The sequence below is a fragment of the Modestobacter sp. URMC 112 genome, assembly GCF_053502575.1.
The window spans coordinates 2347925-2373265 of record NZ_CP199957.1 but is presented as its reverse complement, the minus strand read 5'-3'; the positions used below and the strand labels follow the sequence as shown (position 1 = coordinate 2373265).

The 25341-nt window shown below is 76.8% G+C and carries 24 protein-coding genes and 1 riboswitch; of the genes, 9 read left to right on the top strand and 15 right to left on the bottom strand.

The window, feature by feature from the left end:
• Window positions 1-44: 44 nt before the first annotated feature.
• A complete protein-coding gene (locus ACWIX6_RS11110; protein WP_448616915.1) occupies window positions 45-194 on the bottom strand; it encodes a hypothetical protein in 150 nt (49 codons plus the stop codon).
• A 31-nt stretch (window positions 195-225) separates the two neighbouring features.
• Window positions 226-1386, bottom strand: coding sequence for an aldose epimerase family protein (locus ACWIX6_RS11105; protein WP_448616914.1), 1161 nt, complete (start codon window positions 1384-1386; stop codon window positions 226-228).
• Between the two features lie 295 nt (window positions 1387-1681).
• On the opposite strand from ACWIX6_RS11105, the gene ACWIX6_RS11100 reads away from it, so the two are divergent.
• Window positions 1682-2935, top strand: a complete 1254-nt coding sequence (locus ACWIX6_RS11100; RefSeq protein ID WP_448616913.1) for a cytochrome P450 family protein — start codon at window positions 1682-1684, stop codon at window positions 2933-2935.
• Between the two features lie 433 nt (window positions 2936-3368).
• On the opposite strand, the gene ACWIX6_RS11095 is transcribed toward ACWIX6_RS11100, so the two are convergent.
• Genes ACWIX6_RS11095 through ACWIX6_RS11080 form a run of 4 tightly spaced genes read right to left on the bottom strand, consistent with a single transcriptional unit; the run spans window position 3369 to window position 7318 of the window.
• Window positions 3369-4193 (bottom strand): sulfite exporter TauE/SafE family protein, encoded by an 825-nt coding sequence (locus ACWIX6_RS11095; RefSeq protein ID WP_448616912.1) that lies wholly within the window; start codon window positions 4191-4193, stop codon window positions 3369-3371.
• Between the two features lie 42 nt (window positions 4194-4235).
• Window positions 4236-5606, bottom strand: a complete 1371-nt coding sequence (locus ACWIX6_RS11090) for an FAD-dependent oxidoreductase (protein WP_448616911.1) — start codon at window positions 5604-5606, stop codon at window positions 4236-4238.
• Window positions 5607-5662: 56 nt separating this feature from the next.
• Window positions 5663-6961 carry an RNA polymerase sigma factor gene (locus ACWIX6_RS11085; RefSeq protein WP_448616910.1) on the bottom strand — a complete coding sequence of 433 codons (1299 nt, stop codon included), beginning with the start codon at window positions 6959-6961 and terminating at the stop codon, window positions 5663-5665.
• Window positions 6962-6973: 12 nt separating this feature from the next.
• Complete coding sequence (locus ACWIX6_RS11080; protein WP_448616909.1) at window positions 6974-7318, bottom strand: YciI family protein; 345 nt, start codon at window positions 7316-7318, stop codon at window positions 6974-6976.
• Window positions 7319-7488: 170 nt separating this feature from the next.
• Between ACWIX6_RS11080 and ACWIX6_RS11075 the strand changes: the two genes are divergently transcribed.
• Window positions 7489-8961: a protein adenylyltransferase SelO gene (locus ACWIX6_RS11075; protein ID WP_448616908.1), complete on the top strand. Its 1473-nt coding sequence runs from the start codon at window positions 7489-7491 to the stop codon at window positions 8959-8961.
• Window positions 8962-8992: 31 nt separating this feature from the next.
• On the opposite strand, the gene ACWIX6_RS11070 is transcribed toward ACWIX6_RS11075, so the two are convergent.
• The 3 genes from ACWIX6_RS11070 to ACWIX6_RS11060 all read right to left on the bottom strand — a co-directional run bounded on the left by ACWIX6_RS11070 (window position 8993) and on the right by ACWIX6_RS11060 (window position 13347).
• Window positions 8993-9937 (bottom strand): hypothetical protein, encoded by a 945-nt coding sequence (locus ACWIX6_RS11070; protein WP_448616907.1) that lies wholly within the window; start codon window positions 9935-9937, stop codon window positions 8993-8995.
• Between the two features lie 226 nt (window positions 9938-10163).
• Window positions 10164-10315, bottom strand: a riboswitch (cyclic di-AMP (ydaO/yuaA leader).
• Window positions 10316-10465: 150 nt separating this feature from the next.
• Entirely contained in the window at window positions 10466-12124 is a 1659-nt protein-coding gene (locus tag ACWIX6_RS11065; protein WP_448616906.1) for a bifunctional 3'-5' exonuclease/DNA polymerase, read from the bottom strand.
• Entirely contained in the window at window positions 12121-13347 is a 1227-nt protein-coding gene (locus ACWIX6_RS11060; RefSeq protein WP_448616905.1) for a PucR family transcriptional regulator, read from the bottom strand. The genes ACWIX6_RS11065 and ACWIX6_RS11060 overlap by 4 nt, the downstream gene beginning before the upstream one ends.
• A gap of 118 nt (window positions 13348-13465) precedes the next feature.
• On the opposite strand from ACWIX6_RS11060, the gene ACWIX6_RS11055 reads away from it, so the two are divergent.
• The 4 genes from ACWIX6_RS11055 (at window position 13466) to ACWIX6_RS11040 (ending at window position 17886) form a co-directional block, all read left to right on the top strand.
• Complete coding sequence (locus tag ACWIX6_RS11055) at window positions 13466-14983, top strand: flavin-containing monooxygenase (RefSeq protein ID WP_448616904.1); 1518 nt, start codon at window positions 13466-13468, stop codon at window positions 14981-14983.
• Window positions 14980-15924 (top strand): alpha/beta fold hydrolase, encoded by a 945-nt coding sequence (locus ACWIX6_RS11050; RefSeq protein ID WP_448616903.1) that lies wholly within the window; start codon window positions 14980-14982, stop codon window positions 15922-15924. The genes ACWIX6_RS11055 and ACWIX6_RS11050 overlap by 4 nt, the downstream gene beginning before the upstream one ends.
• Complete coding sequence (locus tag ACWIX6_RS11045) at window positions 15921-16769, top strand: SDR family NAD(P)-dependent oxidoreductase (protein ID WP_448616902.1); 849 nt, start codon at window positions 15921-15923, stop codon at window positions 16767-16769. Before ACWIX6_RS11050 ends, ACWIX6_RS11045 begins: the two co-directional genes overlap by 4 nt.
• 94 nt (window positions 16770-16863) lie before the next feature.
• Window positions 16864-17886, top strand: coding sequence for an ATP-dependent DNA ligase (locus ACWIX6_RS11040; protein ID WP_448616901.1), 1023 nt, complete (start codon window positions 16864-16866; stop codon window positions 17884-17886).
• A 16-nt stretch (window positions 17887-17902) separates the two neighbouring features.
• On the opposite strand, the gene ACWIX6_RS11035 is transcribed toward ACWIX6_RS11040, so the two are convergent.
• Entirely contained in the window at window positions 17903-18262 is a 360-nt protein-coding gene (locus tag ACWIX6_RS11035) for a PspC domain-containing protein (RefSeq protein WP_448616900.1), read from the bottom strand.
• A gap of 155 nt (window positions 18263-18417) precedes the next feature.
• Here ACWIX6_RS11035 and ACWIX6_RS11030 point away from each other — a divergent pair, with 155 nt between their 5' ends.
• Window positions 18418-19419 (top strand): YihY/virulence factor BrkB family protein, encoded by a 1002-nt coding sequence (locus tag ACWIX6_RS11030; RefSeq protein ID WP_448616899.1) that lies wholly within the window; start codon window positions 18418-18420, stop codon window positions 19417-19419.
• Window positions 19420-19429: 10 nt separating this feature from the next.
• Here ACWIX6_RS11030 and ACWIX6_RS11025 read toward each other — a convergent pair whose 3' ends face one another.
• Window positions 19430-20566 (bottom strand): NAD(P)/FAD-dependent oxidoreductase, encoded by a 1137-nt coding sequence (locus ACWIX6_RS11025; RefSeq protein WP_448616898.1) that lies wholly within the window; start codon window positions 20564-20566, stop codon window positions 19430-19432.
• Window positions 20567-20658: 92 nt separating this feature from the next.
• Between ACWIX6_RS11025 and ACWIX6_RS11020 the strand changes: the two genes are divergently transcribed.
• Window positions 20659-20979: a hypothetical protein gene (locus ACWIX6_RS11020; RefSeq protein WP_448616897.1), complete on the top strand. Its 321-nt coding sequence runs from the start codon at window positions 20659-20661 to the stop codon at window positions 20977-20979.
• Between the two features lie 10 nt (window positions 20980-20989).
• Complete coding sequence (locus ACWIX6_RS11015; RefSeq protein ID WP_448616896.1) at window positions 20990-22603, top strand: alpha-amylase family glycosyl hydrolase; 1614 nt, start codon at window positions 20990-20992, stop codon at window positions 22601-22603.
• Window positions 22604-22619: 16 nt separating this feature from the next.
• On the opposite strand, the gene ACWIX6_RS11010 is transcribed toward ACWIX6_RS11015, so the two are convergent.
• The 4 genes from ACWIX6_RS11010 to ACWIX6_RS10995 form a co-directional block, all read right to left on the bottom strand.
• Complete coding sequence (locus ACWIX6_RS11010; RefSeq protein ID WP_448616895.1) at window positions 22620-23300, bottom strand: alpha/beta hydrolase; 681 nt, start codon at window positions 23298-23300, stop codon at window positions 22620-22622.
• Between the two features lie 2 nt (window positions 23301-23302).
• A complete protein-coding gene (locus ACWIX6_RS11005; RefSeq protein ID WP_448616894.1) occupies window positions 23303-24070 on the bottom strand; it encodes a creatininase family protein in 768 nt (255 codons plus the stop codon).
• 28 nt (window positions 24071-24098) lie between these two features.
• A complete protein-coding gene (locus ACWIX6_RS11000) occupies window positions 24099-24584 on the bottom strand; it encodes a RidA family protein (protein ID WP_448616893.1) in 486 nt (161 codons plus the stop codon).
• 98 nt (window positions 24585-24682) lie between these two features.
• On the bottom strand, window positions 24683-25267 hold the full coding sequence (locus ACWIX6_RS10995) for a hypothetical protein (RefSeq protein WP_448616892.1): 585 nt from the start codon (window positions 25265-25267) through the stop codon (window positions 24683-24685).
• Between the last annotated feature and the right edge of the window lie 74 nt (window positions 25268-25341).

The following is a 25341-nucleotide window of genomic DNA, read 5'->3' as shown; positions in this document are numbered from 1 at the left end:
CGCCCCTGATCCTGGTCCCCTGCTCCGCGGCTGGACAGCCGGGCTCAGCTGGTGGGCTCGTCCTCCGCGCCCATCGCCTCGTCCACCGAGGACTCCGCGGCGGTGCGGCCACCACCGGGTCGTTCCACGTCCCCTCCCGTGCTGGCGTGCGAGCCCTCGTCGGGCTCCACGGGGTCGTCGGACCGCTCGCTCATCAGGGCCTCCTCCGCTGCCCGTCCCCGGGCCTCAGTGCGACAGTTCGAACACGGTGGTGCTGTCGTACACCTCGCCCGGACGCAGCTCGGTCGAGGGGAAGTCCGGCTGGTTCGGGGAGTCCGGGAAGTGCTGGGTCTCCAGGGCCAGGCCGTCCCCCTGGCGGTACACCGAGCCGCCGGTGCCCACGAGCGTGCCGGCCAGGAAGTTGCCCGAGTAGAACTGCAGCCCGGGCTCGGTCGTGGAGATGGTCAGGGTCCGGCCGCTGGCCGGGTCGTGCAGCACGGCCGCCTCCTCGAGGGCGTCCTCGCCGTCCGAGCCCTCCCGGGCGCCGTCGTCCTCCCGGTCCAGCGCCCAGTTGTGGTCGTAGCCCTGGCCGAACAGGATCTGCTCGTCGGCCTGCCGGATGCGCGCGCCGATCGCGGTGGGCTCCCGGAAGTCGAACGGGGTGCCCTCCACCGGCGCGATCACCCCGGTCGGGATGAGCGTCTCGTCGACCGGGGTGAACCCACCCGCGTGGATCTGGAGCTCGTGGTCGTAGACGGTCCCCGAGCCCTCCCCCGCCAGGTTCCAGTAGGTGTGCTGGGTCAGGTTGACGACCGTCGGCGCGTCGGTCGTGGCCTCGTAGTGGACGGTCAGCCGCGCGTCCGCGTCCAGGGTGTAGGTCACCGTCGTCGACAGGGTGCCGGGGAAGCCCTGGTCGCCGTCCTCGCTGACCAGCTCCAGCTGCAGGGCGGCGACGTCGCCGTCTCCGACGTCGGTCGCCGTCCACACCCGGTCGTCGAAGCCCACGGGTCCGCCGTGCAGGGTGTTGGGGCCGTCGTTGAGCGGCAGCTGGTACGTCTCGCCGTCCAGGTCGAAGGTGCCGCCGGCGATGCGGTTGCCGTAGCGGCCGATGAGCGAGCCGAAGTAGGGGTCGTCGTCGGAGACGTAGCCGGCCAGGTCCTCGAACCCGAGGACGACGTTGTCCACCTCCCCGTCCGCGTCCGGGACCTCCAGCGTCTGGATGACGCCGCCGTAGGTCAGCACCCGGACCGTCGTCTCCCCGTTGACCATCGTCCAGCGCTCGACGGCGGTGCCGTCGGGGGTGGTCCCGAAGGGCTCGCTGGTGGTGCTCGGTCCCCCGCCGTCGGTCGCGGCCGCCGGGACGGCGACGGCGACGGCGAGCAGGCCGGCGCCGGCCGCCGCCAGCACGGGCCAGCGGCTCCGTCGCGGCGACCGGACCCGGGCCGGTCCGCGGGGTGCGGCCGAGGGGGTGGACGGGGTGGGCGCAGGGCGCTCGGGCATGGGGCTCCGATGTCCGTGGTGGTCCACCGGCGTCGTCGCACGGTGGCAGGGCACCCATGGCACGCGGAACGGCCCACGGGGTCGTGCCCCAGCTGCGGTCCTCGATCGCGGTGTCGACCGTAGGGACGCCCCCGGACGGGTGTCAACGGCGGTCCGGCAGGAGGGCTTGTGCGCGGCCGGGGGCCGCGAGGAGCCTCGGGCGATGGACCGCCGCCCCGAGCAGCCGACCCGGCCCGCGGACCCCGCGGTGACGCTGGACGAGGCCTTCTTCGCCGATCCGCACGCCCTCTACCGGCGGCTGCGGGAGGAGTGCCCGGTCGCCCGGGCCCGGACCCCGGTGGGCCTGCCCGTCTGGCTGGTCACCCGGCACGACGACGCACGCCGGGCCCTGACCGACCCCCGGCTGTCCAAGGACGCCGCCGGCCTCTCCCAGGTGCTGGACCAGCACCCGGTGCCGGGCGACCGCCGGATGGTGTTCGCCCGGGAGCTGGGCCGGCACATGCTCAGCTCCGACCCGCCGGACCACACCCGGCTGCGCCGGCTGGTCGGCCGGGCCTTCACCGGGCGGGCGATCGCCGGCATGCGCCCGCGGGTCGAGGAGATCGCCGCCGGGCTCGCCGACCGGATGGCCGCCGGCCCGCCCGAGGTCGACCTGCTCGACGCCTTCGCCTTCCCGCTGCCGATGGCGGTGATCTGCGACCTGCTCGGCGTCCCGGACACCGACCGGGACACCTTCCGCCGGTGGTCGAACACCCTGCTGTCCTCCGACGGGACCCCCGCCGACCGGACGACCGCGGCGGTCGCCATGGCGCAGTACCTCGGGGAGCTGGTCGCCGCGAAGCGGGCCCGGCCGGCCGACGACCTGCTGTCGGCGATCGTCGCCGCGTCGGAGGACGCGGACCGGCTGTCCGCCGACGAGACCGTGTCGATGGCGTTCCTGCTGCTGGTCGCCGGCCACGAGACGACGGTCAACCTGATCGGCAACGGCGTGCTCGCGCTCTTCCGCGACCCGGACCGGCTGGCCGAGCTGCGCGCCGACCTCGGGCTGGTCCCCCGGGCGGTCGAGGAGCTGCTGCGCTTCGACGGGCCCGTCGACCTGGCCACCTACCGGCACACCACCGAGCCGGTCGAGATCGGCGGCGTCACCATCCCGGCCGGCGAGGTGGTGCTGGTGGCGCTGGCGTCGGCGAACCGCGACCCCGCCCAGCACCCCGACCCCGACCGGCTCGACCTGCACCGGGAGCCCGGGCACCTGGCCTTCGGCTACGGCCTGCACCACTGCCTGGGCGCTCCGCTCGCCCGGCTGGAGGGCGAGGTGGCGTTCCGGACGCTGCTCGGCCGCTTCCCGGACCTCGCGCCGGCCGCCGCGCCGGAGGACCTGACCTGGCGGTCGAGCATGCTGATCCGCGGGCTCACCCGGCTGCCGGTCCGGCTGTGGGACCCGGACCACCGCTGAGTCCGCTGCCCCGGGGCGGTCCCCCGGGCGCAGCCGTCCCTCCCACCGGAGGTGTCCCTGTCCGGCGTCCCCAGCCGCACGACCCCGTAGCCCCTCGCCCACGCCGAGCGCGCCGCGCTCGCCGACGACCTGGCCGGACCGACCCGGGAGCGTCTTGGCCAGCGGCACGGGGACCGGGGTCCGCGAGGGCCGTGAACGGCTCGACGAGCTGCTCGCCGCCTGACGTGTCCCCGCCCGGCCGCCGATGTGCACCAGCTGGTCGCCTCGAGCCGATCGAGGCCGCCGTACGTGCACGACGACGTCGGGCTCGACGCTCGCCCTGACCATGGCCGGCCGGGGCGTGTACTGCGACGACCTCACCGGGCCCGGGGGGACCCTGCGCGCCCGCTGCGGGTCGGCGGAGGGTGCGCCGTCCGACCCCGGCGGAGCCCGGTCAGGTCAGCAGGGGCCGGAGGTTCTCCGTCCACACGTCCCAGCCGACCCGGGCGACGAGCGCGGTGACCACCACCAGGAAGGCGATCCGGATGAAGCCGCTGCCCCGCGTCGTCGCCGTCCGGGAGCCCAGGTAGCCGCCGAGCATGTTGGCCGCGCCCATCAGCAGGCCCAGCACCCAGGACACCGACCCGTGCGGCACGAAGAACAGCAGCGCCCCGAGGTTGGTCGCCACGTTGACGATCTTGGCCTTGGCGCTGGCGGCGAGGAAGTCGTAGCCGAGCAGGGACACCATGGCGAACACCAGGAACGACCCGGTGCCCGGACCCAGGACGCCGTCGTAGAAGCCGATGCCGGCGCCGACGGCGGCGGCGACGCCGTGGTGCCGGCGCCCGGCGTGCCGCAGCGCGGTCCGCGCGCCCAGCGCCGGCCGGAGCACGGTGAAGACGGCGATGGCCACCAGCGCGACCACGATCACCGGCTTGAACACGCTGGCCGGCAGCAGCGAGGCGACCGAGGCGCCGACGGAGCTGCTCGCCAGGGCCACTGCGGCCATCGGCAGGGCGGTCCGCAGGTCGGGGCGGACCCGGCGGTGGTAGGTGACGGCGCTGGTCGTGGTGCCGGCGATCGACGCCAGCTTGTTGGTGGCCAGCGCCTGCACCGGGCTGAGCCCCGGGACCAGCAGCAGCGCCGGCAGCCGGAGCAGCCCGCCGCCGCCGACGACGGCGTCGATCCAGCCGGCCCCGAGCGCGGCGACCAGCACGAGGACGAGGACGGTGGCGCCCATCCCCTCGGGGAGGAGGCCGGCCGGCAGCACGTCGGTCACCCGCCTGCCCCGTCGACCCGCCTGCCCGGTGCCCGCGCCGGGTCAGCGGGGATCGGACTCCACCGCCTCGAAGGCCTTGCGCGCGGCGATGAGCACGGGGTCCCACACCGGCGAGAACGGCGGTGCGTAGGAGAGGTCCAGCGAGAGCACCTCGTCGACGCCCATCTCGTTCCAGATGCAGATCGCCAGCGCGTCGATGCGCTTCCCGGAGCCCTCCCGGCCGACGATCTGCGCGCCGAGCAGCCGCCCGCTGCGCCGCTCGGCGATCATCTTGACCCGGATCGGCTGCGCACCGGGGAAGTAGCCGGCCTTCGTCGTGGAGTCGACGACGGCGGTGACGAACGCGTACCCGGCCGTCTCCGCCTCCCGGGAGGACAGCCCGGTCCGGGCCGCCTCGGTGTCGCAGATCTTGGTGATCGCGGTGCCGATCACGCCCGGGAAGGTCGCGTACCCGCCGCCGATGTTGAGGCCGGCGACCCGGCCCTGCTTGTTCGCGTGCGTGCCCAGCGCCACCACCACGGGCTGGCCGGAGAGCCGGTGGCGGGACTCCACGCAGTCGCCGGCGGCCCACACCCCGGGCACCTGGGTGCGCATCCGGGCGTCGACCGCCACGCCCCCGGAGACGCCCAGCGGGATCCCCGCCTCCTTCGCCAGCCGCACGTTCGGCCGCACCCCGAGGCCCAGCACCACCAGGTCCGCGGGCAGCTCCCGGCCACTGGCCGTGACCACGCCGCAGGCGCGGCCGTCGTCGCCGACCTGCACCTCGGCCACGCCGTCGGACAGCACCAGCTCGATGCCCTCGCCCCGGACGGCCTCGGCGACGAAGGCACCGACGTCGGGGTCGAAGGTGCCGATCGGGGTGGCCGACATGTCCACCACGGTGACCTCCAGGCCGCGCACCCGGCACGCCTCGGCGATCTCCAGCCCGATGTAGCCGCCGCCCACCACGACCACCCGGCGCACCCGGCCGCCGTCCAGCTCGGCCCGCAGCGCCGCGCCGTCGTCCAGCACCTGGACGCCGTACACCCCGTCGGCGTCGATGCCGGGCACCGGTGGGCGCATGGGCACGCTGCCCGTCGCGTAGACGAGGTCGTCGTACGGCTCGGTGCCCGACGCGCCGCCGTCCAGCGCCCGCCAGGAGACGGTCCGGCGGTCCAGGTCGATCCCGACGACCTCGGTGCGCATCCGCACGTCGATGCCGGCCGCGCGGTGCTGCTCGGGGGTGCGGGCGACCAGCGCCGCCTCGTCGGGGACCGCGCCGCTGATCCAGTAGGGGATCCCGCAGGCGGAGTACGAGGTCGCGCGACCCCGTTCGAACATCACGACGTCGAGGTCCGGCTGCCGCTTCCTGGCCTGGGACGCGGCGCTGGCGCCCGCGGCGTCCCCTCCGATCACGACGAGGCGTCTGGGCACCCCCCGGACGCTAGGTCACCGCACGGCAGACCGGAACGGGGACCCCGACCGGACGCTCAGGTCCGGTCGGGGCCCAGCTCGCGCAGCCGGCCCTCGAGGAAGGCGCGCTCGACGGCGTTCCCGGTGAGCGCCAGCGCCTCCGCGTAGGCGTCCCGGGCCTCGCCGACCCGGCCGAGCCGCCGGAGGAGGGCCGCGCGCGCCGCGGGCAGGTAGCCGTAGCCGGCCAGCTGGCGCTCACCGGCCAGCTCGTCGAGGGCGCGCAGCCCGGCCGCGGCCCCGCGGGCGAACCCCACGGCGACCGCGCGGTTGAGGGCGACCACCGGTGAGGGCCACAGCCGGGTCAGCACGTCGTACAGGGCCAGGACCTCGCCCCAGTCGGTGTCGTCCCACGTTGGTGCCTCGGCGTGGACGGCGGCGATCGCCGCCTGCAGCGCGTACCGCGTCGGCGGCCGCGCCCGCAGCGACTCGCGGACGAGGGCCACGCCCTCGGCGATGGCCCGGCGGTCCCAGCGGGACCGGTCCTGCTCCTCGAGCAGCAGCAGCCGGCCGTCGGGCCCGGTGCGGGTCTCCCGGCGGCTGTCGGTGAGCAGCAGCAGTGCCAGCAGGCCCGCCACGGCCGGGTCTTGCGGCAGCAGCCGGCGCAGCATCCGGGCCAGCTCGACCGAGCGCTCCACCAGGTCGCGGCGCACCAGTTCCTCACCGGCCGGGGCGGTGTGCCCGGTGGTGAAGAGCAGGTGCACCACGGAGAGGACCGCGTCCACCCGCGCGGGCAGCTCCGCGGCCGGCGGCACCCGGTACGGGATCCGGGCCACCGCGATCTTCTTCTTCGCCCGGGTGATCCGCGCGGCCATGGTGGCCTCGCCCACCAGGAACGCCCGGGCGACCTGCGCGGTGGACAGCCCGCACACCAGTCGCAGGGTCAGCGCGACCTGCGCCGGCCGGTCCAGGGCGGGGTGGCAGCAGGTCACCACCAGCCGCAGCCGGTCGTCGGGCAGCTCGCCGTCCGCCCGGGGGTCGTCGAGGAGGTCGCCGGGTCCGGGCAGCGTCTCGTCCTCGACGAGCAGCGGCAGGTGCCGGTGCTCGACCCCCCGGTGGCGGACGACGTTGAGGGCGCGGCGCCGGGCGGTCGTGGTGAGCCAGGCCCCGGGCCGGGCGGGGACGCCGGAGGTGCACCAGTCGGTGAGCGCCGCGGCGAAGGCGTCCTGGACGCACTCCTCGGCGGCGTCCAGGTCGCGGGTGACGCGCACCGTCGCGGCGAGCACGAAGGCCCACTCGCGACGGTGCGCGTCGGCGACCGCGGCCGCCACGGCCGCGTCGCAGGGGCCCGCGCCGAGCGTGCGAGGCGTGGCGGGCAACGGGGCCCTCTCTCAGTCGAAGGTCATGACCGGGCGGACCTCGACCCCGCCGAACCTCGCCGGGCAGAGCCTGGCGACGGCCAGCGCGGTGTCCAGGTCGGGTGCGTCGAGGACGTAGTAGCCGCCGAGCGCCTCCTTGGTCTCCACGAAGGGGCCGTCGGTCACCTCCGACCCCGCGCGCACGCTGGTCGCCGTGCTGGTCGACTGCAGCGCCTCGCCACCGACCAGCTTGGCGCCGTGCTGCTCCACCTGTGCCGCGAAGTCCTGGTGGGCCTGCATGACCTCACCGAGGACCTCGGGCGAGGCGCTGGCGTAGGCGGCCTCGTCCTCGTAGATCAGGATCAGGTACTGGGTCATCTCGTCCCCTCGGGTCCCGGGCCCGCCGATCGGGCCCACACCTCCTCGACACGCACCACCTCACCGGATCGACAGGGAGCGGGGAAGGAGTTGCGGGCTCCCCGTCCCCGGCTGCCTGGGACCCCCGGACCGCCCGGCCGGGAACGGCGGCCGGACGTAGGCTCGGGGACGTGAGCGTCGCCCCGCCACCGACCGTCCTCCTCTCCGACCGCTTCGCCCGCGAGCTCCCCGAGCTGGCCGTCCCCTGGCAGGCCGCGGAGGCGCCGGAGCCGCGGCTGCTGGTGCTCAACGAGCCGCTGGCCACCGAGCTCGGCCTCGACCCCGGCCGGCTGCGCGCCGACGGGCTGGGGCTGCTGACCGGCACCGACGTCCCCAGCGGCGCCACCCCGGTGGCGCAGGCGTACGCCGGGCACCAGTTCGGCGGGTTCGTCCCGCGGCTGGGCGACGGGCGCGCGCTGCTGCTCGGCGAGCTCGTCGACACCGGGGGCCGGCTGCGCGACCTGCACCTCAAGGGCTCCGGACGGACGCCGTTCGCGCGCGGCGGGGACGGCCTGGCCGCCGTCGGCCCGATGCTGCGCGAGTACGTGGTCAGCGAGGCGATGCACGCCCTCGGCATCCCGACCACCCGCTCCCTCGCGGTGGTCGCCACCGGGCGCCCGGTGCGCCGGGAGACCGTGCTGCCCGGAGCGGTGCTCGCCCGGGTGGCCAGCAGCCACCTGCGGGTGGGCACCTTCCAGTACGCCCGCGCCACCGGCGACGTCGACCTGCTGCGCCGCCTCGCCGACCACGCCATCGCCCGCCACCACCCGGACGCCGGTCGGGCGGACCGGCCGTACCTGGCGCTGTTCGAGGCGGTGGTCGCGGCGCAGGCGTCGCTGGTCGCCCGCTGGATGCTGGTGGGGTTCGTGCACGGCGTCATGAACACCGACAACACGACCATCTCCGGCGAGACCATCGACTACGGGCCGTGCGCCTTCCTCGACGCCTTCGACCCCGCCACGGTCTACAGCTCCATCGACCAGGGCGGGCGCTACGCCTACGGCAACCAGCCGGTCGTGGCCGAGTGGAACCTCGCCCGGCTCGCCGAGGCCCTGCTCCCGCTGGTCGCCGACGAGGAGGAGCAGGCGGTCGAGCTCGCGGTCGCGGCACTGGGCGGGTTCCGGCCGGCCTACAACGCCGCCTGGTCGGCCGGCATGCGGGCCAAGCTGGGCCTGTCCGACGGCCTGTCAGACGGCCCGGACGACGCGACGCTCCTCGCCCTGGCCGGCGACCTGATGGACCTGCTCAAGGAGAACCACGTGGACCACACGTCGTTCTTCCGGGCCCTGGGCACCGCCGCCCGCGGGGACGCCGAGCCCGCCCGCCTGCTCGTCCTGGACCTGGCCGGGCTGGACGGCTGGCTCGAGCGGTGGCGGGCGCTGCGCCCGGACCCGGCCGGGATGGACCGGGTGAACCCCGTGCACATCCCGCGCAACCACCTCGTCGAGGAGGCGCTGGCCGCCGCGACGGAGGGCGACCTGGCCCCGCTCGGCCGCCTGCTGGAGGCGGTGACCGCACCGTTCGACGAGCGGCCGGGCTTCGAGCGGTACGCCGCGCCCGCCCCGGCGGACTTCGGCGCCTACCGGACCTTCTGCGGCACCTGAGCCGGCCGGGCCCCGGGGCCCGGCCCGAGGGTCAGCCCCGGTAGTTCACGTGCGGGTGGTCCATGTGGTTGGCCGTCGCGCTGCCGCGGTCGGACATGCCCTTCCACGACCCGGAGGGCGAGGAGAGCATCCGCTGCTCCCAGATGACGTAGTCCACGCCCAGCTCGTCCCAGTGGGCGATGTGGTACTCGACGATGGCGTCCCCGAGGGAGCTGTTCGACCCGACCATGTAGTCCACCGCCAGGCCGGACGGGTGGCCACCGGGGTCGGCGGCGCTGGGCCGGGTCCCGCCGAGGGTGATGCCGCCGGCACCGGGAACGTTGCTGACGACGGCGTCGGCCGCGGCCTGGGCCTGCGGCCGGATGCTGCCGGCGGAGTTGGAGATGCGGGCGACCGCGGAGGCCGACGTCGAGCCCGACACCGCACCGCCCGCGGCCCGGGCCGCCGCGGCCGGTGCGGCCCGCCCGGCGGCGCCCGCGGCGGCCTGCTCGGCCTGCCGGCGGGCGGCCGCCTCGGCCTCGGCCTTGGCGGCTGCCTCGGCGGCGGCCGCTGCCTCGGCGGCCGCGCGGGCGGCGGCCTCCTCGGCCGCGCGCCGGTCGAGCTCGGCCTGGTCGGCGGCTGCCTGCGCCTCCTGCGCCGCGGTCTGCGCGGCCTCGCGGGTGCCGCGGCTGGCGGCGAGCTCCTCGAGCGGCCGCAGGTCCTCGGTGACGTCGAGCGGGCGGGCCTGCGCGCTCAGCCCGAGCTGGGCGGCGACGCTGACCGGCTCGGCCGCCGCGACGTCGGCCTGCGCGGGGGGCTCGGCGCCGGCGAGCACGTTGACCAGCACGGCGCCGGCCACGGCCGCGCCCAGGTAGACCCCCGGGCGGCGGACGGGCGGACGGAGGCGTGCGCGGGCCCGGCCGCGGCGCTCGGCGGCGCGGCCGGGAGTGGTGCGGGGGTGCATGGGGATGGTGGCTCCGGGTGCGGGGGCAGCCACGTCCGAGGTGGACGGCTGCGGGGTGCGGGCAGGGGCGGTGGCGTCCCGGGCGCGCGACAGGGCCCCGCCAGGTCAGGCGGCGGGGAGCTCGGGCCGGGGTGACCGAGGTCGGGGGCCCGGCGGGCGTCGGTCCGGGACGGCCGGTGCGGTCAGCTGCGCAGGCGCAGCCTCTGCCGGAGGCGGAGCGGGGGTGCAGTGGTGCAGGGGCGCGCCATCGGGCGGCTCTCCGTTCTCCCGGTTGCCGCCTACCGAGTCAGCTGACGGGTTCGGGCGGGAAGCAGCCCTACCCGCACCGGACGGACGTCCGGCGCAGGATTCACCCCAGTGGTGCGGTGGGTCCCCGGCTCGCCCCGGAGGGCGACTCGGCGGCGTCCAGCCGGACTCCCCGAGCGGGGACGTGACGGTCGACCGGACCCGGCCACCCTAAACGCGTTATCGACTCGTGACAATCAGCGGCCGCAGATTCGTCGGGTGACGAGCGTCGCGCGGCCCCCGCAGGCGGGCCCGGGGGTATAGGGGCCGGCCGGGTCAGCCGGCGTCCGCCCACGAGGTCACCACGGCGACGTCCAGCGGGAAGTCCACGGGGAAGGACCCGAAGAGCAGCCGGCCCGCCGTCGCCGCGGCGCGCTGCACCTCCGCCACCACCTCGGCGGCCAGGTGCTCGGGGGTGTGCACGACGACCTCGTCGTGCAGGAAGAACGCCAGGTGCGGCCGCTCCGCCAGCGTCCCGGTGCCACCCAGCCGCCACAGCCGGTTGCGGAGGTCGGCGAGCCAGCACAGGGTCCACTCGGCGCCGGTGCCCTGGACGACGAAGTTGCGGGTGAACCGGCCCCACGCGCGGCGGTGCCGGTCCCGCTCCTCCCGGGAGCCGCCCTCGTCCGGCGGCTCTCCCAGCCCGACGGCCCGCTCCGCCCACTCCCCCCGCGGCGCCGGCGAGCCACGGCCGAGCAGGGTGTGCACCACCTCCCCGCGCTCCCCCGCCCGGGCCGCCGCCTCCACCAGCGCGATGGCCCGGGGGTAGCTGCGGGCCAGCCGGGGCATGAGCCGGCCGCTCTCGCCGCGGGTGCCGCCGTACATGGCGCCGAGCATCCCCACCTTGGCCTCGGCCCGGCTGGCGACCGCCCCGGCGGCGACCATGCCCGCGTAGAGGTCGGCCGACCGCGCGGCCCGGGCCATCGCCGTGTCCCCGCTCATCCCGGCCAGGACGCGCGGCTCCAGCTGGGCGACGTCGGCGACCACCAGCCGCCATCCGTCGTCGGCGACCGCCGCACCGCGCACCTGGGCCGGGACCGACAGCGCCCCGCCGCCGTTGGACGCCCACCGTCCGGTCACCACCCCGCCGGGCACCAGGTACGGCCGGAACCGGCCGTCGCGCACCCAGCTGTCCAGCCACGCCCAGCCGTTCGCCTGCAGCAGCCGGCTCAGCCGCTTGTGCTCCAGCAGGGCCGGGATGCCGGGGTGGTCCAGCTGCTCCAGCGTCCAGGACCGGGTGTCGGCCACGGGCAGCCCGGCGCCCTGCAGGGCGCGGAGCAGGTCGCCGGGCGAGTCGGGGTTCAGGCCGGGGGTGCCGAAGGCGGCGCGGACGTCGGCGACCAGCTGCTCGAGCACGGCCGGCCGCGACCCGGCCGGCGGGCGGGGACCGAGCAGCGCGGTCAGCAGCCGGTCGTGGACGTCGGCCCGCCACGGCAGGCCGGCGTGCGTCATCTCGGCCGCGGCCAGGGCACCGGACGACTCGGCCGCCAGCAGCAGCCCGAGCCGGGCACGCTCGGGCGAGGCGGCGAGCGCCGCCTGCTGGCGCCTGTGCTCGGCGACCGGGTCGAGGGAGTCCGCGGGGTCGGCGAGCGGGAAGAGCGCCGGGTCGGCCGCGGTCACCGGCTGGAGCGCGTCCCACCCGTCGGCGGCGGCCGGCAGGGACCGGTCGACCAACGGCGACCGCCGCAGGACGGCGGAGCCCAGCCGCAGGTCGGTGCAGCGCTCCACCCGGACGCCGGCGTCCAGCAGCGCCGGGTACCACCGGCTGGTGTCGTCCCACACCCAGCGGACTCCCCGGCCCTCCCCTTCGCGGACGAAGCCGGGGAGCGCCTCGGCCGGGAACGTGGTCACCCGGTCCGGCCCGCCCGTGCCGCCGTCCTCGCGCGCCTCGACGTCCCGCCCGCGGCGCACCAGGACCACCCGGTCGGTGCTCACCGGGCGGGGCCCTGCCAGCGCAGCACCTCCAGCGCGGCGGCCACGCCCACCACGTCGTCGGCGAGCGGGCGCGGCAGCAGCTCGTCGGCCCGGGCCAGCCGGCGCAGGACCGTGTTCCGGTGGGTGAACAGCCGCTCGGCGGTCCGGGAGGCGTTGCCCAGCTCACGGACGTAGGTCAGCACCGTGTCCCGGGTCGAGGCGTCGGCGTGCCGCAGGCCACCCAGCGTGCCGGTGAGGAACTCCTCGGCCGCGGCCGGCTCGCTGGTCAGCACCGCGACGAGCTGGACGTCCTCGTAGCGGGCGACCTGCCGGGGGGACGTGAGGCGGGCCAGCATCCGCTGGGTGGTGGCGGCGTCGAGGTGGCTGCGGCGGAAGCCGTCGACGTCGGTCCCCGGGCGTCCCAGGGCCACCCGGACGTCGGGATGGGCGGACAGCGGCCCGGCCAGCAGCTCTGGCGGGGGCGCCGCACTTACCGGCAGCCACACCCACAGCGCGGCGGCGCTGGCCACCACGGTCAGCCGGTGCGGAGCGCCGCCGGCCCGCACGACCGCCTCGGCCACCGCCTCCAGCTGGTCCGACCCGCCGGTGGTGCTCCAGACGACGGCCGCGGTGTGCGGTCCGGCGAGGGCGTACCCGAGCTGGGCCTCGGCGCGGGCGCGGCTGATCGGGGCGCCCTCCAGCAGCAGGCTGACCGCCGCCCGGCGCTCGGCGTGCGCACCCCGGGTCAGCTCGGCGCGCTCGGCGGCCATCCGCGCGGACACGGCGGCGACAGTGTCGTCGATGAAGGTGGCGATGGACAGCGCGGACAGGTCCAGCAGCTCGCGCAGCTCCGCGGGGTCGTCGGTCAGCCCGAAGCAGATGTCCATCCAGCGCCGCCAGGCGACGCCCTGCGCCGTGCGGTACGCGTCCAGGGCACCCTGGTCCAGGCCGCGGCGGACCAGGTCCCGGGCACCGGCCAGCGCCTCCGGCCCCACGTTCGCCGGCACCCGGCGGCCGGGGTGCTGGACGTTGGCCGCCGCCCAGTGCAGCAGGTTCGCCAGGTTCGCCCGCCGGGTGCCCTCGGCCAGCACCGGGTCCTCGGCGACCGGCCGCATCCGCTCCCCGCTCAGCGAGGCCGCGTGCAGGTCCGCCACCCAGTCCGCCCGGGGGTCCAGCGCGATCTCCGCGCCGCGCCGGAACAGCTCGGCCACCCGCCGGGTGGGCCGCGGCCAGTGTTCGGTCACCGCAGCATCCTGCACCACGGACCGGGGCAGTCCGGTGCAGATCGGACTGGCGCGCGGGACCCGCGGCCACGCATGGTCAGGAGGAGCCACACGGGTGGCCCGAGAGGGGACGCTGTCCATGACCCGAACGCAGACGCCGGTCGAGCACCTGGACGTGCTGATCGTGGGTGCCGGCATCTCCGGCATCGGCGCCGGCCGCTACCTCCGCACCGAGCACCCGGGCAGGACCTTCGCCGTCCTGGAGGCCCGGGCCGCCTCCGGCGGGACGTGGGACCTGTTCCGCTACCCGGGCATCCGCTCGGACTCCGACCTGCACACCTTCGGGTACGAGTTCAAGCCCTGGCGCGACGAGGAGTCCATCGCCTCCGCGCCGCGGATCCTCGCCTACCTGCGGGAGACCGCCACTGAGAACGGCCTGGACCCGCACATCCGGTACCACCACCGGCTGGTGGCCGCCGCCTGGTCCAGCGAGCAGGCCCGCTGGACCGTCGACGTCGAGCGGACCGACACCGGGGAGCGGCTGCAGCTCACCGCCGGCTGGCTGTTCGCCGGCGCCGGCTACTACCGCTACGACGAGGGGTACACCCCGCACTTCGAGGGCCGCGAGCGCTTCCGGGGCCCGGTGGTGCACCCGCAGGCCTGGCCGGAGGACCTCGACACCACCGGCAAGCGGGTGCTGGTCATCGGCAGCGGGGCCACCGCGGTGACCCTGGTGCCCGCCCTGGCCGGGACCGCGGCGCACGTGACGATGCTCCAGCGCACCCCCTCCTACGTGCTCCCGGTGCCCCGGCACGACGCGCTGGCCAACCGGCTCCGGGCGCTGCTGGGCGAGGAGCGCGGGTACGCGCTCACCCGGCGCAAGAACATCGCCACGGGGACGGCAATCTGGCAGTTCTGCATGCGCTTCCCCCGGACCGCGCGCCGCCTCATCCGCTGGGTCAACACCAGGCAGCTCCCCGCGGGCTATCCGGTGGACGAGCACTTCAACCCGCCCTACGACCCGTGGACGCAGCGGCTGTGCGCCGTCCCCGACGGCGACCTGTTCCGCGCCATCCGCACCGGCGGGGCCTCCGTCGTCACCGACCGGATCGTCAGCTTCACCGAGGACGGCGTCCTGCTCGAGTCCGGCCGGGAGCTCACCGCCGACGTCGTCGTCACCGCCACCGGCCTGAACGTGCAGGCCTTCGGGGGCATGGCGCTCACCGTCGACGGCCGGCCGGTGGACCTGGCAGCGACGGTCGCCTACAAGGGCATGATGCTGTCCGGGGTGCCGAACTTCGCCTACGCCATCGGCTACACCAACAGCTCCTGGACGCTGAAGGTCGGCCTGCTCTGCGAGCACTTCTGCCGCCTGCTCGCCCACATGGACGCGCACGGGTACGACATCTGCCGCCCGGAGGTCGCCGACCCGGCGATGCCCACCCGGCCGCTCCTGGACTTCGGTGCCGGCTACGTCCAGCGCGCCGTCGCGCTGCTGCCCCGGCAGGGCGACCGGGCGCCGTGGCGGACGTCGATGAGCTATTCCGCCGACGTCGCGCTGCTGCGCGCCGGCAGCGTCGTCGACCCGGAGCTGCACTTCTCCCGCGCCGGGACGCCGTCCGCGTCCCCCACCGCAGCAACGGCGGCGACGGCATGAGCGCGCCCGACGAGGACCTGTTCGTCGACCTGCCGGCCGGCCCCCGCATCTGCTCCCGCGTCTCCGGGCCGCCGGACGGGGCGCCGCTGCTGCTCGTCGCCGGCCTGGGCCTGGACCTCACCTCCTGGCCGCAGCGGATGGTCGACGGGTTCGCCGACCGCGGTTTCCGGGTGGTCCGGTTCGACAACCGCGACGTCGGCCGGTCCAGCCGGATGCCGGTCCGGCCGCCGGGCACCCTCCGCCGGCTGCTCGCCCGTCCCCGTCCCGACGCCTACGACCTGGCCGACATGGCCGCCGACGGCTTCGGGCTGCTGGAGCACCTCGGGATCGAGCGGGTGCACCTGGTCGGCATGTCGATGGGCGGGATGATCTCCCAGACGCTGGCCGCCCGGCACCCGGACCGGGTCGCCAGCCTCACCTCGATCTTCTCCACCACCGGGCACCGGGGCGTCGGGCAGCCCGCGCGGTCGACGATCGCCCGGCTGGGCAGGCGCCCGGCCCGCACCGTCGAGGAGTCGGTGGACCGGCACCTGTCGATGCTGCGGCACATCGGGTCGGCCACCTTCGCCCCCGACGAGTCCCTCGAGCGGGCCTGGGCCACCGCCGTCTGGGACCGCGGCGAGGGCCTGCGGGGGCCGGCCGGGGTGGCCCGGCAGATCGGTGCCATCCAGGCGTCCGGGGACCGCACCGAGGAGCTGCGCCGGATCACCGCACCCACGCTCGTCGTGCACGGGGACACCGACCGGATGGTGCACCCCAGCGGCGGCCGGGCCACCGCCGACGCCGTCCCGGGCGCCCGGCACGTCGAGATCGCCGGCATGGGGCACCACCTGGCGCCCGGCGTCCTGGACCGCCTGGTCGAGCTCACCACCGACCTCGCCCGCAGCACGGACCTCGCCCCGGCCACCGGGGCACCGACCGGCACAGGAGACCCCCGATGAGCAGCGTCCGCGGCAAGGTCGCCGTCGTCACCGGCGCCGCTTCCGGCATCGGCCGGCAGCTCGCCCTCGAGCTCGCCCGCCGCGGCGCCCGGCTCGCCGTCTCCGACGTCGACGACGACGGGCTGGCCGCGACCGCGGCGCGGGTCCGGGCCCTGGGCGCCGAGGTGCTGGCGGCCCGGGTCGACGTCAGCGACCGGAAGGCGGTCGAGGAGCACGCGACCGCGGTGGCCGGGCACTTCGGCGTCGTCCACCAGGTCTACAACAACGCCGGCGTGGCCGGCGGCGGCACGGTGCTCGACTCGGACTGGGCGGACTACGAACGGGTGCTCTCGGTCAACCTCTTCGGCGTCCTGCACGGCACCAGGGCGTTCCTGCCCCACCTGGTCGCCTCCGGCGACGGGCACGTGGTCAACGTCTCCAGCCTCAACGGCTACCTGGCGCAACCGGGTCTCAGTGCCTACTGCACCAGCAAGTTCGGCGTCCGCGGGTTCACCGAGACGCTGCGCGGCGAGATGCTGGCCGCCGGCGCCCCCGTGCTGGTCAGCGTGGTCCACCCCGGCGGCGTCCGGACCAACATCGCGACCGCGGCCCTCGAGGACGCCCGGGCGCGGGGCCGGGAGGTGACGCCGGAGCTGCAGGCGCGGACCGACACCTACAACGAGAAGCTGCTCCGGATGCCCGCCGAGCAGGCCGCGCGGATCATCGTGGACGGCGTCGAGGCCGGCGAGCCGCGGATCCGGGTCGGCACCGACGCGAAGGTCGCGGACCTGGTCGTCCGGCTGGCCCCCCGGCGGTACCCGGCGCTGGCGGCGTTCCTCGCCCGGCGGTTCACCGGCACCGGCTGACCCGCGCCGCGGGGCGGCTCCGCCCTCCTCCGGCCTGGTGAGGAGGGCGGCGTCCGGCGGGCACCGGGTCGGGTCGTTCCGCCATGCTGTCCCGGTGCCGCTGCCCGCCGGGAGGTCGCCCGCCCTCCCCGACCTGCCCCCGGAGCTGTCCGGTCCGGTCGGGGTGGCGCTGACCAAGGCGGTGGAGCGGGTCCCCGCCGCCTCCGCGCTGCCGGGTGGCTGCCGGTACGAGCCCAAGTGGGACGGGTTCCGCCTGGTGGTGGTGCGCGCTGCCGGCGGCACCCGGGTGTGGTCCCGGCAGGGGCGGGACCTGTCCGCGCGGTTCCCCGACGTGGTGGCGGCCGCCCGCGCGCAGGTCCCGGCGGGGACGGTGCTCGACGGCGAGGTCGTGGTCTGGTCCGGCGACCGGCTGGAGTTCTCGCTGCTGCAGCGGCGGATGGTCACCGCGACAGGCCGGATCGCCGCGCTCGTCGCCGCCCATCCGGCGTCCTACGTGGCCTTCGACGTCCTGGCCCTGCGCGGGGAGGACCTACGCGGCGCCCCGTTCACCCGGCGGCGGGCCGCCCTCGAGCAGTTGGCCGGCGGCTGGAAGCCGCCGATGCAGCTGTCCCCGGTGACCGCGGACCCGGAGGAGGCGGCGGCCTGGGCGGCGGCCTACCGGCCGGCCGGGGTGGAGGGGCTGGTGGTCAAGGGCGCAGCGGGCCGCTACACCCCGGGCCGGCGGGACTGGCTGAAGGTGAAGTCGCGGGAGACGACCGAGGTGGTGGTCGGCGGGGTCATCGGCCCGATCGGCGCGCCGCAGCAGCTGGTCGCCGGCCGGTACCGGGGGCCGGAGCTGGTGCTCGTCGGGCGGACCAGCCCGCTGGACCCGCGGCAGTCCGCCGAGGTGGCCGCGGCCCTCACGCCGGCCGGTGCCGACCACCCCTGGCCCGAGCGGGTGGGCACCGGCCGCTTCGGCGGCGGCCGGCTGTCGGTGCCGCTGACCCGCGTCGCGCCCACCGTGGTGGCCGAGGTGAGCGCGGACTCCGCGCTGTCCGCCGGGGTGTTCCGGCACCCGCTGCGCTACCTGCGGCTGCGACCGGACCTCTCCCCCGGGGACGTCGACCGCCTGCCCTGACCGGCCGGCGTCGCGGTCAGCCCTGCCGCCGGGTCCCGACCGCGTCGGCGACCGCGTCGTGCGCCTGCTCCGCCAGCCGCTCGGCAGTGCTCACCGGCTCGTGCGGCGCACGGGGCGCGGGCGGCATGAGCACCCAGAGCGCCAGGTAGACCAGGACGCCGGAGCCGCCGGCGACGGCGAGGGCGACGAAGCCGATCCGCCACAGCAGCGCGTCGACGCCGGTGTGCTCGGCGAGGCCGCCGCAGACGCCGCCGACCATCCGGTCGGTGCTGCTGCGGCGCAGCGGCGGGGTGGAGGGCCGGCCCGGCTGGACGGCGGCCGGCCGGCCGGCCGGGGACTCGAGGGGCAGGGGCGCGGGGAACGCTGGTGTGGTCATGGCACGAGCCTGGCGGGCACCCGGGTCCCGGGACCATCGGGGAACACCCGGATCCGTCCCTGGTCCGACCCTGGTCCGTCCCCTGGGCCGCGCCTGGCCGCGGGGACGAGCGCGCGCAGGATTGCGGGGGACGCCCCCGCGCGGTGGGATGTGCCATGGCGGACGACGGGGCCCCCACCGGCTCCTCCACCGGGGTGGCGGCACGGGACCGCGCTGCCCCGGCGAGCGACGCGGGCTCCCCGCGTGGCATCCCGGCCCACGGGTGGCGCCAGGTGCTGCGGCGGGTCGGCCGGCACGTGCTCACCGACCGGCTGATGGTGCAGAGCGCGGCGGTCGCCTTCTTCGCCGTGCTGTCCATCGCCCCGGTGCTGGTGACGGCGATCTCGGTCTACGGGGCGGTCAACACCCCCGCCCAGGCGCTGGAGCAGCTGTCCGGCGTGGCCGGGATGCTGCCTCCGGACCTGGAGGCGATCGTCGCCGACCAGCTGACCACGATCACGGCCGCCTCGGCGCAGGTGCTCACCTGGCGCGGGCTGACCGGGCTCGCGGCGGCGCTCTACACCGCGACCACCGCCATGACCTACCTGATCGACGGGCTGACGCTGGCCTACCACGAGCAGGAGACCCGGGGCTTCTGGCGGCGCACCGGCCTGGCGCTGGTGTTCGTGCTCGGCGGGGCGGTCCTGCTGGGCGCCGTCCTCGCCGGGGCGGGGCTGGTCTCCCGGGTGCTGGCCCGCGCGCCCGGGGCGGTGCGGGCCGTGGCGCCGGTGGCGAGCTGGGTGGCGCTGGCCCTGCTGATGGCCCTGGTGCTGTCCGTGCTGTACCGGTTCGCGCCGGACCGCCGGCAGGCCCGGTGGCGGTGGGTGACCGGGGGCGCGGCCGTGGCGACGCTGCTGTGGCTGGCGACCTCGATCGGGCTGTTCGCCTACGTGACGAACCTGGGCAGCTACCAGAGCACGTACGGCTCGCTGGCCGGCGTGGCGATCAGCATGTTCTGGCTGTGGATCACCGTCTTCCTGGTCATCGTCGGGGCGGCGGTCAACGCGGAGACCGAGCGCCAGACCGTCCGGGACTCCACCGTCGGTCCCGACCAGCCGCTGGGCCGGCGCGGGGCGGTGGTGGCCGACAGCGCCCCGCCCTACCCGGGCGAGGAGTGACCCGGCCGGCTCAGCCGGTCGGGGCCGGCTGGGGGAAGCGGCCCGGCCCGAACGGCGCGAGCAGGGGGTCGACCTCCCCGGTGAGCACCTGCCCGGCCAGCAGCTCCCCGGCGACCAGCCCGAGCGTCGCCCCGCTGTGCGAGAAGGCCACCGAGCAGCCGGCCACCCCGGGCAGCGCCCCCAGCACCGGGGCGCCGTCCCCGGGGACCGGCTTGGGACCCACGCCGCAGGACTCCACGGTCAGCACCGGGTTCCCCTCCAGGACCGCCGAGGCCTCGCGGAGCAGCCCCTGCACCGTGGACGGACGGACCCGGTACGTCCCGTCCTCCCGGACGACGACCTCCCGCTCCGACCAGCCCGAGTCCAGCACGATCGAGCCGCCGGGCGCCGGGCGCAGGGACACCCGCGGGGTGTTGAGCACCACCTGCGGCCGGGAGCGGACCGGCCGGGTGCGGACCAGCAGCGCGACCGGGGTCGCCTCGGGCAGCTCGAACCCCAGCCGGGCGACGGCCCCGGGCACGGCCGCGCCGGTGGCCAGCACGGCCGCGTCCACGGGCAGCACGTCGCCCGGGCCGGTGCGCACGCCGGTCACGGTGCCGCCGTCCACGACGACCTCGCAGCGCCCGGCGCCGGTGCGCACCGCGCCGCCGGCGGCCGCGACCTCGGCGGCCAGGGTGCCGACCAGGGACGGCAGGTCGACCCAGCCCTCGCCGGGGGCGAGGACGGCGCCGTCCTCGGGGACGGCGGCCCGGTCCACCCCCGGCGCGCGGTCGGGCACCTCGTCGGGACGCAGCCACTCCGCCGGGTAGCCCACGCGCCGCATGTGCTCGAACGCCGCCCGGTGTCCCCCGGCGTCCCCGGGCGCGGCCCAGCTGAGCCCGCCGTCGAACCGCAGGTGGGGGTGCCCCGTGGCGGCGAGGTCCCGGTAGCGCTGCAGGCCGACCATGCGGAGCCGGTGGTACTCCGGCGAGCGCTGCCCGGAGGAGTTGAGCCAGGACAGCGAGCGGCCGGACGCGCCGCTGGCCAGGCCGGCCTCGGTGAGCAGGGTGACCCGGGCGCCGCGCCGGGCCAGGTGCGCCGCGGTGGAGACGCCGAGGACCCCGCCGCCGAGGACGGCCACCCGGAGCCCCGCGCCTGCACCGCTCACCCCTCCCCCGTGCCCCGGCCCGCTCCGCCGCACACCCGCCCGCGGCACACCCGCCCGCAGCGGCCTGGCCGGTGCGACGGCACACTGGGGCGGTGACCTCCCCGGCGTCCTCGGGACCCGCTGCACGCGGCGTCGTCCGGCTGCTCAACACCGCGGGCGGGCCGGTGCTGTGCCTGGCCGGCGAGGTCGACGGCGCCGCCGTCGAGTCGTTCCGACGGCGCTACGGCCTGGAGCCGGCCCGGGTCGACGGCATCGACGCCGGCTCGGTGACCTCGCTGTCGGCGCCCGGCCTCGAGTTCCTGGTCGACCACCTCGACGCCGCCCGCATGGCGGGGCGGCCGGTGGCGCTCTCCCGCTCCGCCGCGGTCGGGCGGCTGCTCGACCAGGCCGCCGCGTCGCCGGCCCGGGCCTAGGCGCCCGGCCGTGGCAACGCCCCCGTGGTGGCAGCGCGGCGCCGTCTACCAGGTCTACCCGCGGTCGTTCGCCGACGGGGACGGCGACGGGGTCGGCGACCTCGCGGGCATCCGGGCGCACCTGGACCACCTCGCCGACCTGGGCGTGGCGGCCGTGTGGCTGTCCCCGGTGTTCCCCTCGCCGATGGCCGACTTCGGGTACGACGTGGCCGACTTCTGCGACGTCGACCCGCTGTTCGGCACCCTCGGCGACCTGGACGGGCTGATCGCCGACTGCCACGCCCGCGGGATCCGGGTGCTGCTGGACTGGGTGCCCAACCACAGCTCCGACCAGCACCCGTGGTTCCTCGCCTCCCGGTCGGGCCGGGACGACCCGAAGCGGGACTGGTACGTCTGGCGGGACGGCGCCCCGGACGGCGGGCCGCCGAACGACTGGCGGTCGGAGTTCGCCGCCGTGGGACCGGCGTGGAGCCACGACCCGGCCACCGGCCAGTGGTACCTGCACTCCTACACCCCGCAGCAACCCGACCTGAACTGGGAGAACCCCGAGGTCGAGGCGGCGATGCACGACGTCGTCCGGTTCTGGCTGGACCGGGGCGTGGACGGCCTGCGGATCGACGCGCTGCAGCGGCTGGCCAAGGACCCGCTGCTGCGCAGCAACGCGGGCGCGGCCCGCCGGCGCGACCAGGACTGGGAGACCGCGCACGACCGGCTGCGCGGCATCCGTCGGGTGGTGGACGAGTACCCGGACCGGATGGTCGTCGGCGAGGTGTACCTGCTGGACCTGGAGCGGGTGGCCGCCTACCTCGGGGACGGCGACCAGCTGCACCTGGCGCACAACTTCGTCTTCCTGCACCTGCCCTGGGACGCCGGCGCCTTCCGCGGGGTGATCGACCGGTTCACCGCGCTGACCGGGCCGGACGTCTGGCCGGCGTGGTTCCTCGGCAACCACGACCACTCACGGATCGCCACGCGGTACGACGAGGGCGGCTCGGGGCCGGCCCGCGCGCGGGCCGCCGCCCTGCTGCTCACCGCGCTGCGCGGCACGCCGTTCCTCTACCAGGGCGACGAGCTGGGCCTGCCCGATGCCTCCATCCCGCCCGACCGGGTCGTCGACGTCGACGGCCGGGACCCCGAGCGGGCCCCGCTGCCCTGGCGCCCGCCGTCGGTCGCCGGCCCGGGTGCCGGCTTCACGACCGGGGACCCGTGGCTGCCGGTCGGAGCCGACGCCGAGCGGCTGTGCGTGGAGCGCCAGGCCGGCGACCCCCGGTCGACGCTGTCGCTGGTCCGCCGGCTGGGCGCGCTCCGGGCCGCCTCCCCGGTCCTGCAGTCCGGCGGGCAGCAGGTGGTCGACGGCGGGCCGGGGGTGCTGGCCTGGGTGCGCTCCGACGAGACCGGACGGCTGCTCGCCGCGGTCAACTTCACGTCCGGGCCGAGAGAGCTGACCGGGGACGACCTGCCCGGCGGGCCCGCCGAGGTGCTGCTGTCCACCGACCCCGACCGGGCGGCGGGGTCCGCCGGCTCCTCCGTGCGCGGGTTCGTGCTTGGGCCGGACGAGGCCGTGCTGCTGCGGCCGGCCGACGGCGGGCCGGAGCAGAGCGGCAGGGCCGGCGGCCGCTGGTGAACGGACCGGGCCGCACCTACGGGCCGGTGAGCCACCAGTCCAGGGCGGCGGTCACCGCCCGGGCCGGCACCTCGTGGCCGCCGGCGAACTCGTCGTAGCCGACCTGGTACCCGGCGGTCTCCAGCTCGCGCACCACGCGGCGTCCGCACCGGTCCACCGGCAGCACCCGGTCCTCGGTGCCGTGGGACACCCACACCCGCGGAGCGCCCTGCCGGCCGGGCGGGGCGATGAAGCCCGGGGAGAACGCGAGGACGGCGTCGAACAGGTCGCCGTTGGCGATGCCCAGGCTCAGCGCGTAGGACCCGCCGTCGGAGAAGCCGCCGATCGCCGTCCGGGTGACCTCCTGCCGGGCGTACACCGCCGCCAGCGCCGCGTCGAGGGCGGCGACGTCGCGGCCCAGGCCACCGGTCAGCAGGTCCCAGGTGGCCGCGGCCGAGGTGGGCGCCAGCACGTGCACGCCGTGCTCACCGGCGAGCCGACCGACCCGGGTCAGGCTGTCCGCCGCCGATCCGCCGGCGCCGTGCAGGAACACCAGCAGCGGCCGGGGCCCGGGTGGTCCGGGCGCGACGGCGAGCACCGCCTCCGCGCCGGGACCGAGGTCCACCGGGTGGGCACCGGGCGGGTACGGCGGAGCGGACGCCGGACCCGGCCGGCTCTCCAGCCGGCCGTCCGCGGCGGGCCGCCCCGGGCGGGCCACGGTCAGGACCGCCGGCGGCCGGCCGCCATCCGCTCGGCGAAGAACGCGGCGATCAGATCGGCGACCCGCTGCACGCAGACCTCGCCGATGGCGCCGGAGAACCCGTGCGGGTCGCCCATCACCCCGGTCTCCGACAGCGCCTTGATCCCACCGGTGAACAGCCGGTCGAGCACCGCGTCGTCCACCGGGCCGGTGTAGCCGCGGGCGAGCTGGTCGGCCCGCACCTCGCCGGGCCGGAGGTGCTCGTAGACCGAGGACTCGGCGACGTCGGCGTGGCCGCCGACGGAGCCCGGGTCGCCGCCCGCGTCCGCCACGGCCGACCGCCACACCTCGATGAGGCCGCGCAGGTCGGCGAAGACGACCACCCGGCAGTCCGGGCCGACCAGCTCGTCCAGCCGCTGCTCCATCTCGGCCAGCGGGGCGAAGTTCCCGCCGTGCCCGGAGAAGCACAGGATGGTGCGGAAGCCGTGCGCGGCCAGGCTCCGGCAGTAGTCGGCGTAGACGGCCTCGAAGGTGGCCGGCTGCAGGCTGATCGTGCCCGGGAAGGCCATGTGGTGCGGGGAGATGCCCACCCGGATGGTCGGGGCCACCAGCGCCGTCCCCAGCCGGGCGGCCACCTCCTGGCCCAGCCGCTCGGCGTGCACGGCGTCCACGTCCAGCGGCAGGTGGCGGCCGTGCTGCTCGACGGCACCGCACGGGACGACGACGTCGCGCCGTCCCTCGGCGAGCGCCGCCTCGATCTCGGCGGAGGTCATCTTCTCCAGCAGCACGGGGCCTCCCGGTCGGTGTGGTGGTGGGTCAGCCGGCGGCCGGAGGCGACGCGGGCGCCACCCGGACGACGGCCTCGATCTCGACGGCGATGTCGAAGGGCAGCTCGGCCAGGCCGACCGCGGAGCGGGCGCCCCGGCCGCGGTCGCCGAGGACCTCGACGAGCAGGTCCGAGCAGCCGTCCACGACGGCGGGGGTGGAGCTGAAGCCGGGACGGCAGTTCACCATCCCGAACAGCTTGACCACCTGGACCACCCGGCCGAGGTCGCCGAGCTCGGCCCGCAGCGTGGCGAGCAGCTGCAGGCCGGTGAGCCGGGCCGCCTCCCGGGCGGTGTCCAGGTCCAGCCCGCCGTCCCCGACCTTGCCGGTCACCAGGCTGCCGTCCGGGCGGACCGGGCCCGCGCCGGACAGGAACAGCAGGTCCCCGGCGGCCATGGCCGGGACGTAGTTGCCACCGGGCGCCATCGGGGCCGGTAGGTCGATCCGCAGCTCTCGCAGCCGCCCGTCGGGGTCCACCCGCCGATCGTGGCCCGTCGCCCGGCGGAGCGCGAGGTGCGGCGGCCCGGCAGCCGGCTCCCGGCGGGACGGGGACCGGCTGCCGCGCCCGGTCCGGCTCAGCCGGGCAGCAGCCGCCCGAGCACGCCCCGGGCGGTCGACCCGGCCCGGTAGGACTGCACCAGCCAGGAGTTGCACACGATGTTCGCCCCGGCCAGGACGGGGACCACGAACTGGGTCACCCGCTGGCGGCGCTGCCACGCGGCGATCTCCGGCGGCGTGGCGGCGGTCGGGATCGTGGCGTCCTTGGTCTCCACCGGCGTGCCCTTCGCGTGGGCCTCCTCGGCCAGCGCGCCGATCCGGCTCCCGCAGTAGGCGGCGTAGCCGGTCGCGCCGGCACCGGCCACGGCCAGCCCCGCCTTGAGCGCGCCGACCGTCCCGAACCCCTGCTGCAGCGCGATGCGCCGGCCTCCGACCCGGGTCAGCTGCAGGCCGGCGAGCAGGGTGGCGCCGACCCCGGCCCACTGGGCCGGGGCGAAGCGCCCCCAGGCCGCGCTGGCCACCCGGATCCGGTCGATCCCCTGGGTCAGGTCGCTGCCGGACTTGTTGACGCCGGCGACGCCCATGACGGTGCCGCCGAACCACAGTGCGGACCCCAGGTCGTGCACCGCCTGCGCGACGTAGTGGTTGTCGGTGTTGCGCATGTCCGTCTCACCCTCGTCGGAGTGACGCAGCCCTCGCCTCGGGCCCCGTCCACTCCCGCCTACCCCACCGCGCG

Excerpts from the sequence above, each read along its gene's own strand:
- ACWIX6_RS11110 (WP_448616915.1), bottom strand. The coding sequence starts at position 194 with ATGAGCGAGCGGTCCGACGACCCCGTGGAGCCCGACGAGGGCTCGCAC.
- ACWIX6_RS11100 (WP_448616913.1), top strand. The coding sequence starts at position 1,682 with ATGGACCGCCGCCCCGAGCAGCCGACCCGGCCCGCGGACCCCGCGGTG.
- ACWIX6_RS11080 (WP_448616909.1), bottom strand. The coding sequence starts at position 7,318 with ATGACCCAGTACCTGATCCTGATCTACGAGGACGAGGCCGCCTACGCC.
- ACWIX6_RS11055 (WP_448616904.1), top strand. The coding sequence starts at position 13,466 with ATGACCCGAACGCAGACGCCGGTCGAGCACCTGGACGTGCTGATCGTG.
- ACWIX6_RS11050 (WP_448616903.1), top strand. The coding sequence starts at position 14,980 with ATGAGCGCGCCCGACGAGGACCTGTTCGTCGACCTGCCGGCCGGCCCC.
- ACWIX6_RS11045 (WP_448616902.1), top strand. The coding sequence starts at position 15,921 with ATGAGCAGCGTCCGCGGCAAGGTCGCCGTCGTCACCGGCGCCGCTTCC.
- ACWIX6_RS11035 (WP_448616900.1), bottom strand. The coding sequence starts at position 18,262 with ATGACCACACCAGCGTTCCCCGCGCCCCTGCCCCTCGAGTCCCCGGCC.
- ACWIX6_RS11030 (WP_448616899.1), top strand. The coding sequence starts at position 18,418 with ATGGCGGACGACGGGGCCCCCACCGGCTCCTCCACCGGGGTGGCGGCA.
- ACWIX6_RS10995 (WP_448616892.1), bottom strand. The coding sequence starts at position 25,267 with ATGCGCAACACCGACAACCACTACGTCGCGCAGGCGGTGCACGACCTG.